At 56.9% G+C, this 13,677-nt stretch carries 13 protein-coding genes; 6 read left to right on the top strand and 7 right to left on the bottom strand.

The window, feature by feature from the left end; translation table 11 throughout:
• The first annotated feature begins 1 nt into the window (after position 1).
• Positions 2–550, top strand: coding sequence for a dTDP-4-dehydrorhamnose 3,5-epimerase (rfbC, locus tag LOS15_RS09995; RefSeq protein ID WP_263065649.1), 549 nt, complete (start codon positions 2–4; stop codon positions 548–550).
• A gap of 89 nt (positions 551–639) precedes the next feature.
• On the opposite strand, the gene LOS15_RS09990 is transcribed toward rfbC, so the two are convergent.
• The gene (locus LOS15_RS09990) at positions 640–2,589 is read right to left on the bottom strand and encodes an exoribonuclease II (protein ID WP_263069680.1); all 1,950 of its coding nucleotides are present in this window, start codon (positions 2,587–2,589) and stop codon (positions 640–642) included.
• 181 nt (positions 2,590–2,770) lie between these two features.
• Between LOS15_RS09990 and LOS15_RS09985 the strand changes: the two genes are divergently transcribed.
• The gene (locus LOS15_RS09985; RefSeq protein WP_263065648.1) at positions 2,771–3,568 is read left to right on the top strand and encodes a Cof-type HAD-IIB family hydrolase; all 798 of its coding nucleotides are present in this window, start codon (positions 2,771–2,773) and stop codon (positions 3,566–3,568) included.
• 21 nt (positions 3,569–3,589) lie between these two features.
• On the opposite strand, the gene LOS15_RS09980 is transcribed toward LOS15_RS09985, so the two are convergent.
• From LOS15_RS09980 to LOS15_RS09965, 4 genes are all read right to left on the bottom strand, one after another.
• Positions 3,590–4,636, bottom strand: coding sequence for a YcjF family protein (locus tag LOS15_RS09980; protein WP_263065647.1), 1,047 nt, complete (start codon positions 4,634–4,636; stop codon positions 3,590–3,592).
• Positions 4,633–6,021 (bottom strand): YcjX family protein, encoded by a 1,389-nt coding sequence (locus LOS15_RS09975; protein ID WP_263065645.1) that lies wholly within the window; start codon positions 6,019–6,021, stop codon positions 4,633–4,635. The genes LOS15_RS09980 and LOS15_RS09975 overlap by 4 nt, the downstream gene beginning before the upstream one ends.
• 53 nt (positions 6,022–6,074) lie before the next feature.
• Complete coding sequence (locus LOS15_RS09970) at positions 6,075–6,266, bottom strand: hypothetical protein (RefSeq protein WP_263065644.1); 192 nt, start codon at positions 6,264–6,266, stop codon at positions 6,075–6,077.
• A gap of 87 nt (positions 6,267–6,353) precedes the next feature.
• On the bottom strand, positions 6,354–7,223 hold the full coding sequence (locus tag LOS15_RS09965) for a D-hexose-6-phosphate mutarotase (protein WP_263065643.1): 870 nt from the start codon (positions 7,221–7,223) through the stop codon (positions 6,354–6,356).
• 158 nt (positions 7,224–7,381) lie between these two features.
• Between LOS15_RS09965 and LOS15_RS09960 the strand changes: the two genes are divergently transcribed.
• The 4 genes from LOS15_RS09960 (at position 7,382) to LOS15_RS09945 (ending at position 12,256) form a co-directional block, all read left to right on the top strand.
• Entirely contained in the window at positions 7,382–7,624 is a 243-nt protein-coding gene (locus LOS15_RS09960) for a GlsB/YeaQ/YmgE family stress response membrane protein (RefSeq protein ID WP_263065642.1), read from the top strand.
• A 181-nt stretch (positions 7,625–7,805) separates the two neighbouring features.
• The gene (locus LOS15_RS09955; protein WP_263065641.1) at positions 7,806–10,271 is read left to right on the top strand and encodes a YbeU/YbeR family protein; all 2,466 of its coding nucleotides are present in this window, start codon (positions 7,806–7,808) and stop codon (positions 10,269–10,271) included.
• Positions 10,272–10,377: 106 nt separating this feature from the next.
• Complete coding sequence (locus LOS15_RS09950) at positions 10,378–11,013, top strand: C40 family peptidase (protein WP_263065639.1); 636 nt, start codon at positions 10,378–10,380, stop codon at positions 11,011–11,013.
• A gap of 52 nt (positions 11,014–11,065) precedes the next feature.
• Entirely contained in the window at positions 11,066–12,256 is a 1,191-nt protein-coding gene (locus LOS15_RS09945) for an MFS transporter (RefSeq protein WP_263065638.1), read from the top strand.
• Here the strand turns inward: LOS15_RS09945 and LOS15_RS09940 are convergent.
• Together LOS15_RS09940 and LOS15_RS09935 are read right to left on the bottom strand one after the other, a co-directional pair.
• Positions 12,246–12,863 carry an ABC transporter ATP-binding protein gene (locus LOS15_RS09940; RefSeq protein WP_263065637.1) on the bottom strand — a complete coding sequence of 206 codons (618 nt, stop codon included), beginning with the start codon at positions 12,861–12,863 and terminating at the stop codon, positions 12,246–12,248. The genes LOS15_RS09945 and LOS15_RS09940 overlap by 11 nt on opposite strands.
• Positions 12,856–13,674 carry an ATP-binding cassette domain-containing protein gene (locus tag LOS15_RS09935; RefSeq protein WP_263065635.1) on the bottom strand — a complete coding sequence of 273 codons (819 nt, stop codon included), beginning with the start codon at positions 13,672–13,674 and terminating at the stop codon, positions 12,856–12,858. The genes LOS15_RS09940 and LOS15_RS09935 overlap by 8 nt, the downstream gene beginning before the upstream one ends.
• Positions 13,675–13,677 lie beyond the last annotated feature (3 nt).

Genomic DNA, 13,677 nt, shown 5'->3' with positions numbered 1-13,677 from the left:
CATGCTTTTTCATCAAACGAATCTTAAGGATGCCCGGCTGATTGAGCTTGAGCCACGGGGGGATGAGCGTGGTTTTTTTGCGCGGACCATGTGTCGCGTCGAGTTTGAACGCCAGGGCTTACTAAGTGACTTTGTGCAGCAAAACACCTCTTTTTCTGCCCAGCGTGGAACGTTAAGGGGGTTGCACTACCAACGGCAGCCCCATGCAGAAGCCAAGTTGGTACGCTGCCTTAAAGGCGCAATTGTCGATGTTATCGTGGATATTCGAAAGGATTCGGAAACATATTTACAGCATCAACTGTTTGAATTGACTGATACCAACCGCCTCCAGCTTTATGTGCCGCCAGGCTTTGCGCACTCTTTTCAGACGCTGACCGATGATGTTGAAGTCAGCTATCTGGTCTCTGCGGCCTATCATCCTGAGGCGGAACGTGGTTTGCGCTATAACGATGAACGTCTCGCCATTGAGTGGCCCATTCCACCCACGGTGGTGTCTGAAAAAGACGCTAGCTGGCCCTTAATCAGTGAGCGAAACGAAGCGCTTTTTTAACCTTTAGCGGCTGCTCGCTATCCACCAAGCCGTGCCACAAAAAAAGGGGCAGCGTTATCGCTGCCCCTTTCCGGTAAGGCCTTTGCTTACTAAGAATCAGCCGCCGTCGGCTTCGCTACCAGCGAGCGGGTCTCTTCACGGGCCTCAGTGAGCACCACGCGAAGCGGATCGCCCAGCTTGTAGCGCTCTTCGCCTTCGATCTGGATACGGCCCTCTTTATCGTCAATCACCACTTTGCTGCGGTCGCTGTGCATTAAAGGCGCAGGTACAAAGGCTGTCGCGCCATTTTCCAACAGGCGAACGCGCATGCCGCCACGGTTGATGGCCATGATCTCGGCCTCAAAGGTGTCCTGGTTCTGTGCGGCAGGCGTTAGGTAACGCACGTAGAGCCAATCTTTCACATCGCGCTCGGCCATACGGTTCAGGCGGCGGCGTTCGGTGAGCTGCTCGGTGAGCTGCTGGGTGGCCTCAGCGGGGGCTTGTTCACCTTTCAGCACGCGCTTGATCAAGCGGTGGTTGACCATATCGCCATACTTACGAATCGGTGATGTCCAGGTCGCGTAGGCGGGTAACCCTAAGCCAAAGTGCGGGCCAGGCTGGGCCGACATGCTGGTAAAGCCTTGGAAGCGGCGCAGGCGCGCATCTAGCCAAGCGTCATCGCGGCTTTCTAGCGCACGCTTTAGCTCGGTGTAGCGGGCAAGCTCGGTCAGCGCTTCGCGCTCAACCACAATCTCTTGGCCTGCCAGGAACTCCTGAGCGGCTTCGGCTTTTTCCGGCTCGAAGGCGCGATGCACGTTAAAGATGCCGTGGCCGATATGTTGTGCCAGGAAGTCCGCACAGCAGGCGTTAGCGACAATCATTGACTCTTCGATCATGCGGTTGGCTATGCGGCGTTCTTCGGTGCGCACGGCCAGCACGTTGCCAGCGGGATCGAGATCAAACACGTAGTCGGGGCGGTCTTTGAACACCAACGCGTGTTCGTTACGCCAAGCGGTACGCGCCTCAGTCAAATCACGCAGGGCAGTCAGCTGCTCGGCAATGTTCTCTGCTGGCGCCCAATCGCCTTGACCTTCGATCCAGTCAGAAACGCGGTCGTAGGCGAGTTTGGCGTGGGATTTTACATTCGCCGCGAAGAAGCGGTAATCGCCCAGGCTGCCGTCGGCGTTAATGTCCAGCGTACAGGCGAGGGCAGGGCGCTCCTGGCCTTCCCACAGTGAGCAGAGATCATCCGCTAGCTGCTCCGGCAGCATGGTGACGTTTTGGCCGGGCAGGTAAACGGTGAAAGCGCGGGTACGGGCTTCTAAATCCGCCGCATGGCCTTCTTCCACGTAGGCGGTGGGGTCGGCAATCGCTACGCTTAGCTGCCAACCGCCGTTTTCTAGCGCTTGCACGTGCAGCGCATCATCCATATCGCGGGTTTTTTCACCGTCGACCGTAAAGAAAGGCGTGGCGGTTAGGTCTTCGCGGGTAAGGTCTTCATCTATTAAGGGCCACTCGGTACCCGCATCGGGGCACTCTTGCTCCAACGCATGACGCGCTAAGGTAACGCGCCACGGCACGGCCGGGTCATCGCTCTTGGCGACCAACTCGTCAATTTGGGCAAAAAAGGCGCGGTCGTCGGTTTTTAGCGGATGACGCACAAGTCGCGCTACAACCCAATCGCCATCCGCAATGGTGGCTTCATCTAGGCTGTTCTTAATGCGCGATTTGAGAACGTTTTTAATTGAGGGGTGATCGGGTACGACGGCGAGACGGCCTTCGCGCTTCTGCACACGGGCAACAAACCGATCCAGCCCCGCTTCAATCAGCTTTTCCGGCTCAACGGACTTCTTGTCACCGTTTTCGTGGATGATTGCTTCCACGCGGTCACCATGAAGCACCTGCTTCATGGCGGGCGGTGGTACGAAATAGGATTCACCGTCGTCGGTTTCGAGAAACCCAAACCCTTTTTCGGTGGCTTTGATCACCCCTTCGGCGCGTGGGGTGGTTTGACGAATCTGTTGCTTGAGCTGGGCAAGCAGGGAGTTGTTTTGAAGCATGTGCTCAATCAGTTGGCGAGAGTAGGCTGACACTATACGGATTCCCACTGGCTGCGCCAATTACCCACCGGGGGGAAGTTGGTCCCTCAACGCCAGGTCAATGACTTACCCGTGCTTCGTTGAATCGGTTAAGCTGAAGTTTACGCAGGGCTGCTGATCCATTGTTTAACGAGGAGTGCTTATGACACCGCGGCTGATTGTTTCCGACCTTGACGGCACGCTGTTGGGCAGCGACCACCGGCTGCACCAAAGCACGATTGAAGTGCTGCGTGCGCTAGCGGAACAGGGGCATCATGTCGCGTTGGCCTCGGGTCGTCACTACCATGATATGCGGGTATTTCGTGATCAATTGAAAATCCCCGCCCACTTGATTAGCACCAACGGGGCCTATACCCACGCCCCAGACGATGGTTTAGTCAGCGCCTCACACCTTGCGCCTGCCCATGCCCAAGCGCTGATTCAGCTACCGCGTCCGCCCCAAGTGCGCCTTAGCCTCTACCGTGAAAACGGCTGGCATGTGGATGCCGAAGCGCCGCATTTACTATCGTTGCACGCTTCAACGGGATTTACCTATGAGGTCGTGCCGCCGGAAGAGATGGACGCTAGCGGCGTAGGGAAAGTGCTCTATTTAGGTGACCCGAAGGCGCTAGCGCAGCTAGAGGCATTGGCGTTGGAGCGTCATGGTGCCGACCTGCACATTACTTACTCGACGACCGATGCATTAGAGATCATGGCCGGTGGCGTTAATAAAGGCGTGGCGCTGGCGGCGCTACTTGAGCGGCTAGGCTTAACGCCCGCAGATTGCCTGGCTTTTGGCGATAATCTTAACGATACCGAAATGCTTAATTTAGCAGGTGAGGCGCAGGTAATGGCTAACGCACACCCTGAGCTATTCGAGCGTATACAAGGCGCTGAGCGCATTGGCCATCACGGTGAAGCCGCGGTGGCGGCTTGGTTGAGCAAGCGGTTTGGGCTGTAGCTCTGTTAACAATCTATCGCGTTAATCGCGTGCCCTGTCTGCGGGAACCGCCTCTTTATCCAGGCGCTTGATCTGCCGCCACAGGTCTTGGCGCAGGTCAGCGAGCTTAGGCTGTTCTTCAGGGGTAAAGGCCACTGGACGGCAGAGGCGTTGGGCGCGGAGGCCTAAGCGAGCACTGAGTAGCCCGGTCGCGAGGCCTTGGCCTGCCCGTGCGGAGAGCCTGCCTGCCAAATCCAGCGAGAGCATATCCATGCTGGCATCGGTGGCGAGTTCGCTAGCGCCGGCAAACGCCATATTGTGCAGCACGTTGCGAAACAGCCGTAGACGGCTGGCGTAGCCAAGCTCAAGTCCGTATAGGCGGCATAACCGATCCACCATGGCGAGGCTTCGCCAGGCCACTAACGCCATGTCCACCAGGGTTAGTGGGCTGATGGCGACCATTATGGCGGTTTCCCCGGACATGCGGGTAATCAAGCGCTGGGCTTCACGGTCACGGGGCAGTAGCAGGTGATAGCGCAACAGGGTTTGTATCTCTTCGCCGCTGTGGTGGGGCTGGCACGCGCGTTGAAAAGCCAGCCAGTGCGGGTCATCATCGGCCAATTTGAGCTGGCGCCTAAGCTGCTCGGCCATGGTGCGGGCCTGCTGCGGCGAGCGCAGTGGTAGTTCGGCAAGGTCGGCGCGCAGTTTGTCGTGGCGTTTCAGGCGGCGCAAACGCCCCAGCTCTTTAAGCAGTGAGATTCCGCCTAAGCCAATCAGGCTAATGCCGAACAGCTGCCAGGCAATGGCCAGCCATTGCGATTGTGCGAGTGCATCGGGTATGCCGGTGACGAGTTCGGCAGTGCCTAGTACAGCGCCGCCGCCCAGGGCAAATAGCAACCCCCAGCGGCGCTTGCGTGGTGCGCCTAAGCTGGCGGCAGGCAGGGCTTTCTCTTCTGCCAACGGTGCCAGTGGGTGATGCTCGCTGGTGTCAGCAAAGGCTTCACGTTGGCGCAAAGCCGAAGCTGTTTCGGGGACCTCTTCCGGGGTGTCATCCAGCGTAAAGTGGCGGCGTGGCTGTGGGGTAGTCATGACAGTTTATCTCCAATCAGCCAGTCGATGGCGGCGTCCATACGGATATGAACCAGCGCCTCTGAGTGGGTAGGCATTGGCCGAAAACTGGGGAAATCGAACCCTTGCTGCTGCCAAAAATCGGCATCGGGTAGCCGGGCGGGTACATCGCCGGGGTAAACCAATACCTCTTCACCCTCTAAAGTAGTGCCGCGCAGTGCAGGTGAACGTTTACCCTCGTGGGTGACCTCGCGGGCTTCCGTGGCGCGGATAGCCGCCAGCGAAAGTGCTTTAACCGGCACGTTAGCAAAGCGTAGATCTTTAAGAGGCTCTGTCAGTAAGGCCTCTAATAGCTTTACCACGTTGCCGTGTTGGTCAGGGGTCACATGATCCGCTTTGGTAGCGGCAATGGCTAAGCGATCAATTTTGGGCGCAAACAGGCGCGTCAGCAGGCTGCGCTTGCCGTAATCAAAGCTCTGCATTAGCTGGCGCAGGGCCCTAGAAAGATCTTCAAAGCGCTCAGGCCCGGCATTAAGCGCGCCAAGCACATCGACCAGCACGATTTGGCGGTCAAAGCGGCGGAAGTGGTCACGGTAAAAAGGCCGTACCACCTGCTGCTGATAGTAGCGAAAACGCGCCGCTAATGTGGCGTAAACGCTGGTGTCGGGCAGTGCTTCCAGGGTCTCTTTGGGCTCATTAAGCCCAAGCAGTGGAAAAAACTGCAGTACCGGCGCGCCGTCAAGCTCTCCTGGCAGTAAAAAACGCCCGGGCTGTAGGTCCGAAAACCCCGCTTGCTTGGCGCGCCGAAGGCCTTGAGCGTAGGCTTCTGCAAGCGTGGCGAGTTGGGCTTCGTTGGCTTCTTCGGCGGGGTCTAACTGCTCCGTTTCGGCCAGCCATTCACTAAACAGCGCTTGCCGGTGTGGTCCTTCAAGCTGCGACTGGGCCTGACACCAGCTATAAAAATCGTGATGTAGCAGGGGGAGATCCAGCAGCCACTCGCCGGGATAGTCAAATAGGTCAAGGGTTAAGTGGGCGATGTCTGGCGTCAGCCAGCCCTGCTGGGCGGGCCGGTAGCGTAGCTGTAAGCGTAGCTCGCTAATGCCGCGGGTCGGCTCAGGCCAGCGCGGCGGCGTATTGCGCAGTGCCGCCATGCCAGGGTCGTAAGGAAAGCGCGGCACGCCGAGATCGGGCTGGTTCAGCCGTTGTGCACCTAATAAACGCCCTTCGCGCGCTGCCGGTAACAAATCAAGCTGCGCCTCTACCCCGGCGTGGCGCAGCTGATTCACTAACGAGGTCAAAAACGCCGTTTTTCCCGCTTGCGATAATCCGGTGACCGCCAGCCGTAGCTGTCGGTCACGGCCACGCTCTAATAGATTGCTCAATTCGCGGCTTAACGGCTGGCGCATAAAACAGGCCTCGTAGGCATCATATAACTAAAAGGGTGCTATTAGCGTAGCGGCTACTGCCGCAGCATGAGCACCAACTGGTAAAACATCGGCATCGTTGCAATTTGAAAGCCTATCACTGCGATGACATAGCCTGGCCATTTGCGCGACATTTTTTGGGCGAGCGTCAGGCCAACCAAGCACACCACCATTCCCACTAGGTTAAACGCAAGCGTGGCTGCCTCAAGCCAATCTTGAGGATTCATGGAAGCTCCTTGTCTGAGTTATGTGGCATCTTTCGATACGTCTACATTACCAAGTTATTGATGCGACAGTGGTTACTAACGTTCGAATTAGCCGCGGCTTAATGTCGTACCGAGTAGATGCTGCGCACCGGGCACCAGCCATACTGGATCTAGACGGGTATTGGCCGCTTCGACACAGAGAAAATGGCGCGCTGCCTCGGCGGGAGTGTCGCTGGGCAGCTCGCTGTTTGGGTGCCATACGACAGTAGAGTCACTGGACTGTTTGGCGATGCGTAGGCTTCGCTTGCCATCGTTAAGTAGTACGGCTTCATTGGTGTGGTATATGCGGTCAACCGCACCGCGAATAGCTAGCGTTCCCTGTTGCTCGTCTTCAGCAAAATCGCGCAACTTGTCTAGGTAGCGCGCGCCTGCTAGTCCTTCCAGGCGGCACTGATGGGTATCGGCAACAGCTACGTAGGTATGCAGCGCGCCGCTGGTTTTAATCGGGGTATCGCCAACGTTTTCGCTAATTAGTTCCACGTTTAGTCGCTGGGCGTTGGCTTGAATAACCACGCGTGCCGTCAATACGCTATGTAGACGCTGAGCGGGGGAAAGGTGAACTTCGATGCCTTCGGCGTGCTCATCTACGGCTTCAAGGTGCCACTGGGCATGGCGGGCAAGGCCGTGAAAGGGGCCATCACGTTCAGGGCTTTCATCGGCATAGCGCTCATCTCCAAACCACGGCCAGCACAGCGGAATGCCGCCACGGATGGCGCCGGGTAGTGCTTGTGGCGTAGGGGTGACCCATAGCCAGCTCTCATCGCCAGCAGGTTGAAAGTGTAGAACCTGGGCGCCCTGAAGACTGATCACCATTTCCCCCCAGGCCATCTTGAACAGCACTACCTCGCGCCCTTGCCAGTTGGCCTGCTGCTGGCCATCTACGTTGCTAAGGAGCTGTTTGAGAGAGTCGGGGATCATGGGATTTCCTTTATAGAGAGCAAGCATCCGGTGCGCCGAACATTAGCGCTGTGTGCTATGTTAGGACAAGCGCGATGCGTAGGTAAAACCATTGGCTAGATGAAGTAGCTAACGTAGATAGATAAAACCCCAAGCAAAGTGAATATCAAGGAGGCACTATGGGCTTTATTGCATGGTTAATTATTGGTGGTTTAGCTGGCTGGATTGCTGGCAACATCATGCGCGGCGGCGGTTTCGGTGTGCTGGGTAATATCGGTGTCGGTATTGTTGGTGCGTTGGTTGGCGGCTTCCTGTTCAGCCTCTTAGGACTTCAGGCAGGAGGTTTTATCGGCTCGCTGGTGACGGCGACCGTCGGTGCCGTCGTCTTGCTATGGGTCATCAGTAAAGTCAAAAGCGCTTAGCGCCACACAGCCTGTCCTGTATGCGCTGCCCGGCCTTTGTGTCGGGCAGCGTTGTTTTGTGGCGTTGCTATCGGTCTTGGCACAAGTTTCCGTTACACTATGCAACTTTTAGCAGCCTGATTAGGGCTGCTTCATTTTGTTTGGCTTTCATTGATCGTTTTCTGCTTCTTCGAGGTGTCTTTTGGTCGACGCGTTGAATGCCTGGTGGGCCCAACAGCTGGTGCTGTGTGATTGGGCGTTTACTCCACACCCGCTAGCGGTGGATGCAGTGGCGGCCGAGCAGCGCCTACTGCAGCTAGGCATTGCCCACCGGGGCGAGCTGGCCGACCAGCTTTTCCACGGTTTGGGTGCGCCCTCGGGTGAAGCCGATCGGCTTTTAGGTGCACTTGAGTGGGCAGCGCTGGCGGGTGCTGCGGGCTGGATATCCCAAGCAGAGGCTACCCGCTGGGCCCACCACGTTACCCGGCGGATCACCACAGAATACAGTGACCTGCGGGCTTGGCTTTCGGATCTGCGCCGAGCGCTGGGTGCCAAGGGCTGGGAAACGGGGGCAGATGACCGTTTTATTGATGCCTGTCAAGCGTTAGCCGACCTGGAGAGCGAGGGTGAAGGGATTACCTGGGAAACGCTCGAACACGCTTTATTAGCCTTGCCAGCCCCTACGTCGCTATGGCCGCAGATGCCTGCTGCTCAGCCGTGGCGGCTATGTGCGCTGTTCAGGCCGGTGATGAGTTATCCGGCGACTACCATCGACTGGCCTGATGCACCGGCATGGTTAGAGCGTATTTGGCAGATTCACAGCCGTGAACAGCTGCTTGAAGTCATTCTGTGGCTAAGCGCCCAGGGCGAGCGCCAACGCTGGGACATTGAAGCCCGTGAATTACTGGCCATGGATAATGCACAGCGGCTGGAGTGGCAGCGTAATGTGCTTGAAGACTCCCCCTATGCGCCGGTGCTGAATAAGTTTGTCAGTGAAGGTGAGCCGCTAGAGTGGGCAGCCTGGGACTGGCTTCGGGTAGTTGAATTAGCCTGGGCGGGTGCCTGCTGTGAGTGGCTAAGTCAAGAAGAGGCTGATGCCTTGGCGGCTCATGCTGCCGACTTAATAGGGCGCCGCTATCATGATTGGCATGCCGTGTTGAAAGCTTACCTGCGTGGTCAAAGCCTGTTCGAAGGGGTCGACCGTCGAGGCATGACGCCCAGTGTTCGCCATAAGCTGCTGATGCATGCGTCCCATAGCCCCTGGAAGCACTCGCTGGGGGCGTTGCTGGATGATGCAACGCGCAGCGCTTCTCGAACGCTTATCAAGCAGTGGCGGAACTCACCGCACCACTGGCTACTTGCGTTAGCGAGCGTGCGCGAACCGGATGTCATGTTGCGCCAGCTTACTCCATCCGCACCTGTCGCTGAGCAGCGCCGTGCTGATGCCGCGATTTACCTCCAAGATTCATTAGGCTTACATGCTGATGAGGGCCATCAGGCATTAGCCCGTTACTGGTTGCCCGCCCAGGCGCACCACCTTAACCAGTTGGCCGCGGATGCAGTACACGGTGTGAGGCCGCCTTCACAAACACCGTTTGGCCAACCGAAGCCTGATGAGCTTCAGCAGCGCAATGCCTTGAAAGGCGTGAGTCGTCATGCGGCCACTATTCATATGGCGGAGAAATTCGCTTTTTATCTGCATATGGCGCTGGACAGTGGACTGTTTGAACAAGCGCCACTGATGGAGTACGCCAACGCCCTGCGTAGCTGCCTGTGCCGTTTTTATGCCACGCCTAAGCGCTTGTTGGATGCATGGTTCGCCTGGGAGAGCTGCCTGCCCGAGCCTGAGCACGATTCGCTGATTAACGAGATTGCATGGCACCTTGATGACCCTGGCAGCCTGTTTCATTGGCTTGACTGGCGCCACGATGCCTGGTGTGAGCCCGGCGAGCGGCCGACGCTAAGTCACTTTACGGCGATGTCGCTGGTAGGACCGCTCAATAGCGCTGTTTGGAGCGAGCCTCAGGTAGAAAGCCCGCGAGAGTGCGCTGATATTCGCGAGTGGGTAGAAAGCCACTACCATTTGAGCAGTGCAAGTGACATGCAGGAGTTTTTAACCTTCATGCTGGAGTCCGGCGACCGGCAGGAGTATCAGATTAACTATGCGCCTTACACGCTTAATCCTGAACGCCTAGATGCTGAAATCGCTATTTTGGAGTCGGGCGATTGCGGTGAAGAGGAGCGGCATCATTTGCTCCGGTTGCGCCGTGTGCGTAGCAATGAAGATGGCTGCAACGAGGTAGACATGGCGGCCTGGGATATTGCTCAGCTGGTAGACCTTGCCATTGCGGCTCGACAGCTTGGTTGGCTGGAGCGCAAAGCCTTCGCGGATGTATTGGATCGCGCATACCATTTAGCCGCCAACCACTACGCCGGTTGGCAAGAGTACGCGGCAGGTATGTACGCAGGTTTTTCATTTTTTATGGGAGAGACCCCTGAGCGAGACAGCTTTTTAGCCGGGTTTCGTCAGGCGATGGTCGCTTGGATATGCGGTGCGCCTGTATTGGCAGGCCCGTGGTCGAGTCTCGATTTTCCTGGCAATAAGCCGCGCCATTTTGCGCCGCTACATATTGATACCCTGCCGGGTGATCAGCGAACGTTACATTGATGCTCGCCAAACATAAGATAATTAGCTTATAGTCCTTAGGCTGGAAAAATGAGGTTTGTCGTACTTTACTCTTTTTCACCGTCCACACTGTTACGAGGTTAAGCGCATGGTTGCGTTGCCACACCCCGCTGTGACCGCTGTCCGTGTTGTAAGTGCTTGTGTCGTTGTTGCTTTTTTAGCTGGCTGCGCTGGCTCAGCTACACGCCAAGGCATGGAAGCCCCTGAAGATTATTTCTCGATGTCGCTTCCGGGGATGAAGGGGGCTACTCCCCAAATGTCGCCTGTTGATCCTATCGATGCACATCTGCGTAGCCTCCAGACGCCTCCGCCAACAGCTATTCGCCAAGCGCTGTTAGAGCAGCACCAGCAATGGGCCGGTACGCCTTATCGGATTGGAGGAACGACGGAGCGAGGGATCGACTGCTCCGCTCTGGTAAGAAACGTTTTCCGCGATACGTTTAATTTACAGCTACCCCGTTCTACCCAGGATCAAGTGCATGAGGGACGCCCGATCGACCGCCAAGAGCTGCAGGCGGGCGATCTGGTCTTCTTCCGACCTCCAGGAGCTTATAATCATGTGGGGATCTACGTGGGGGATGGTCGCTTCCTCCACGCCTCTACCTCCCAAGGGGTGATTATTTCCAGCCTGGATAATAGTTACTGGCAGCGCTACTACTGGCAGTCACGCCGCACCTTAGAGCCGACTAACCTCGCCCAGTTGGGTAGCCGTTTTACCCAGTAAGTGCCTGCCACCATCACCACTTTCATCATCGGCGTTTAATAGTGGGAATGGCATGATCGAAGCCAAAACGCGCGCCTGGTGGCGCGCGACGGCGGCCCTTTGCTTGGGGTCGTTTCTTGTATTTATCAATCTGTATGTGCCTCAGCCGTTGCTGCCTGGGCTAAAAGAAGCCTATGGCGTCTCCACTCTAGGCGTCAGCCTGTTGATGTCGGTATCCACGCTTTCACTCGCCTTGGCGCTGTTAGTCTTTGGGCCGCTTTCTGATGCGATTGGCCGAGAGGCCATCATGCGCATTACGCTGCTACTGGCGGGCGTTCTTTCGCTGGCGCTGGCGTTTGCGCCGACCTTTGAAAGTCTTCTGCTTCTGCGCCTACTGCAGGGATTTGTTTTGGGCGGTTTGCCTGCCGTTGCGATTGCCTGGATGGGGGATGAGTTCGATAACCCCGCTCTGTTGAGTGCTGTAGGGCTTTATATTGGCGCCAACTCCCTAGGCGGCATTAGCGGGCGAGTTGTTGGTGGTGTTGCCTCTGATGTAGGCGGTTCTAGCGCTGCCTTTTTAACGGTGGGAGTAATGACGGTCGTCGGGTGTGCGGTGTTTTGGCGTCTACTGCCCAATAGCCGTGCGTTTACCGCCAAGCGTTTTAAGCTGCGCCAAGCGGCAGGGGATCTGCTGGGCCATCTGCGTACGCCCGTGCTGTTGGCAGCCTACTGCTTAGGCGGCATCAACTTTCTTATCTTTATTAATCAATATAGCTATATCACCTTTCGTTTAGCGAGTGAGCCTTATCACTTAGCGGCCAGCAGCCTGGGCTTAATTTTCCTCACTTACCTAGGGGGCACCTTTGGCTCTACTGTCTCAGGCCGATTAGCCGGGCGCTTTTCTCCTGCTAGCTGTATCAGCGCTGGGGTGATGGTTTTGATGTTCGGCACGGCGGTCACGCTTGCTGATAGTTTGGTGTTGATTATTGTCGGTTTAACCATCAATGCGTTTGGTTTTTTCCTGGCCCACTCGCTGGCATCCAGCTGGGTGGGGCGTTACGCCCAGGGCGCACGGGGCAGCGCTTCGGCACTCTACTTGGTGTTCTACTATTTGGGGGCCAGCGTAGGTGGGTTTTGGCTGGAGCCGTTCTGGCGCTGGGGGCAGTGGCAAGGGGTGGCCGTTGGTTCATGGCTATTGTTGGCGGTCACCCTGGCCATTGGAATCGGTATGTGGCGCGTTGAGCGTCGCGCCATTAACCACTAGCAGCTAATATACCCTGGGTAAGGTGGTAACGCCGCTGACATAGGCGTTTCAAAAGAGCGGTGTCATGACTAATGACCAGCACCCCAAGCTGATGTTCTTCAGCAAATGTTTTAAGTGACTGCCACAGCGTCACCTGGGTAATCGGGTCGAGCATGGTGGATATCTCATCGGCAATTAAGTACCGCACTCCAGGTGCTAAGGCTCTAAGTACACAAATACGCTGTAGTTCCCCACCGGATAGGGTATGGGGGAAGCGCGACAGCCAAGCGGGCTGAATGTCAAAGGCGTGAAGAAGCGCGGCTGGCGGCGTCCATGCCTCATTAAGTATTTTACCGACTCGCCAGCGGGGGTTAACGGCAAGCTCGGGCGACTGTGGCAGCCACTGTACCGGGCTTAGCCCGCTAGCTGGGAGCGGCCCACCATCAATATAAATACGCCCACCCTTAGGGCTAAGCTGGCCCGCCAATAGTTTACCCAGGGTCGATTTTCCTGCCCCTGAATCACCGCTTAGCCCGAGCCACTCCCCTTTATCCAGGGTGAGTGAAATATCATGGAGCAGCCGCTTATCAGGGCGAAAGCCAAACTGAATATACTGGGCTTCAAGCAATATTTGACTCCTTGCTATCCGTCACAGGGAGGCTGAAAGCGTTATCGGGCAGTGCTTGCCAAAGCGACTTGGCGTATCCGCTGCTTAGCGTGTCACCGCTGCCTTGAAAGGCGCAGGCGGTGGTCGTTTCTACGCACTGCCCCTGGCGCATAATCGTCACCTGGTCAGCAATGGGCAGGGCGTGGCGTAAATCGTGGGTAATCAACATAACGGCCTTGCCTTGATCGGCAAGTGCTTTCAGCGCTGCCATCACGCGCTCACGCTGCAGCGGGTCTAGCCCAACGCTGGGCTCATCGGCAATAATCAGCTGCGCGTGGCTAACGTGGGCCATGGCCGTGAGCACTCGTCGTGCCATGCCTCCTGAAAGCTCATGGGGAAAAGCACGCTGTGCAGCGTCATCGAGCTGATAATGGACGAGCGCTTTCCCAGCACTTTGCCAGGCACTGGCTTTCGCTTGCCCTGCGCGGCGGGCTGCCCAGCTTACCTGGCATTGGCTACGGACTAACGGGTCGAGCGCGCTGAGTGACTGGGGGATTAATGCAAGCTGGCGCCCGCGAAGCGCGCATTGGCGGGCAGGCGTTAACGGTTCAGAGTGAAAAATAAGTTGACCGCTGGTTTTAGCTCCTTCAGGCAATAAGCCCATAATCGCGTAGGCGAGCAGGCTCTTCCCTGCACCTGAGGCGCCGACAATGGCGTGTACTTCTCCTGGTATAAGACTTAACGTTATCTGCTCAAAGCAAGTCGCCCATCGCCGCTTCCACCAGGGCTGGTAGTAGGGCAGCTGTAGCGTGAGACGATCAATATGCAGCACAAC

Source organism: Halomonas sp. 7T, from assembly GCF_025643255.1.
Lineage (GTDB): Bacteria > Pseudomonadota > Gammaproteobacteria > Pseudomonadales > Halomonadaceae > Vreelandella.
Note: the sequence above shows the minus strand (reverse complement) of the source record. Positions and strands in the feature narration are given on the sequence as shown.

Bases quoted from the DNA above. Each gene is read 5' to 3' on its own strand.
- LOS15_RS09980 (WP_263065647.1), bottom strand. From the start codon at position 4,636: ATGACTACCCCACAGCCACGCCGCCACTTTACGCTGGATGACACCCCG.
- LOS15_RS09960 (WP_263065642.1), top strand. From the start codon at position 7,382: ATGGGCTTTATTGCATGGTTAATTATTGGTGGTTTAGCTGGCTGGATT.
- LOS15_RS09965 (WP_263065643.1), bottom strand. From the start codon at position 7,223: ATGATCCCCGACTCTCTCAAACAGCTCCTTAGCAACGTAGATGGCCAG.
- rfbC (WP_263065649.1), top strand. From the start codon at position 2: ATGCTTTTTCATCAAACGAATCTTAAGGATGCCCGGCTGATTGAGCTT.
- LOS15_RS09945 (WP_263065638.1), top strand. From the start codon at position 11,066: ATGATCGAAGCCAAAACGCGCGCCTGGTGGCGCGCGACGGCGGCCCTT.
- LOS15_RS09975 (WP_263065645.1), bottom strand. From the start codon at position 6,021: ATGCGCCAGCCGTTAAGCCGCGAATTGAGCAATCTATTAGAGCGTGGC.
- LOS15_RS09990 (WP_263069680.1), bottom strand. From the start codon at position 2,589: ATGCTTCAAAACAACTCCCTGCTTGCCCAGCTCAAGCAACAGATTCGT.
- LOS15_RS09970 (WP_263065644.1), bottom strand. From the start codon at position 6,266: ATGAATCCTCAAGATTGGCTTGAGGCAGCCACGCTTGCGTTTAACCTA.
- LOS15_RS09950 (WP_263065639.1), top strand. From the start codon at position 10,378: ATGGTTGCGTTGCCACACCCCGCTGTGACCGCTGTCCGTGTTGTAAGT.
- LOS15_RS09985 (WP_263065648.1), top strand. From the start codon at position 2,771: ATGACACCGCGGCTGATTGTTTCCGACCTTGACGGCACGCTGTTGGGC.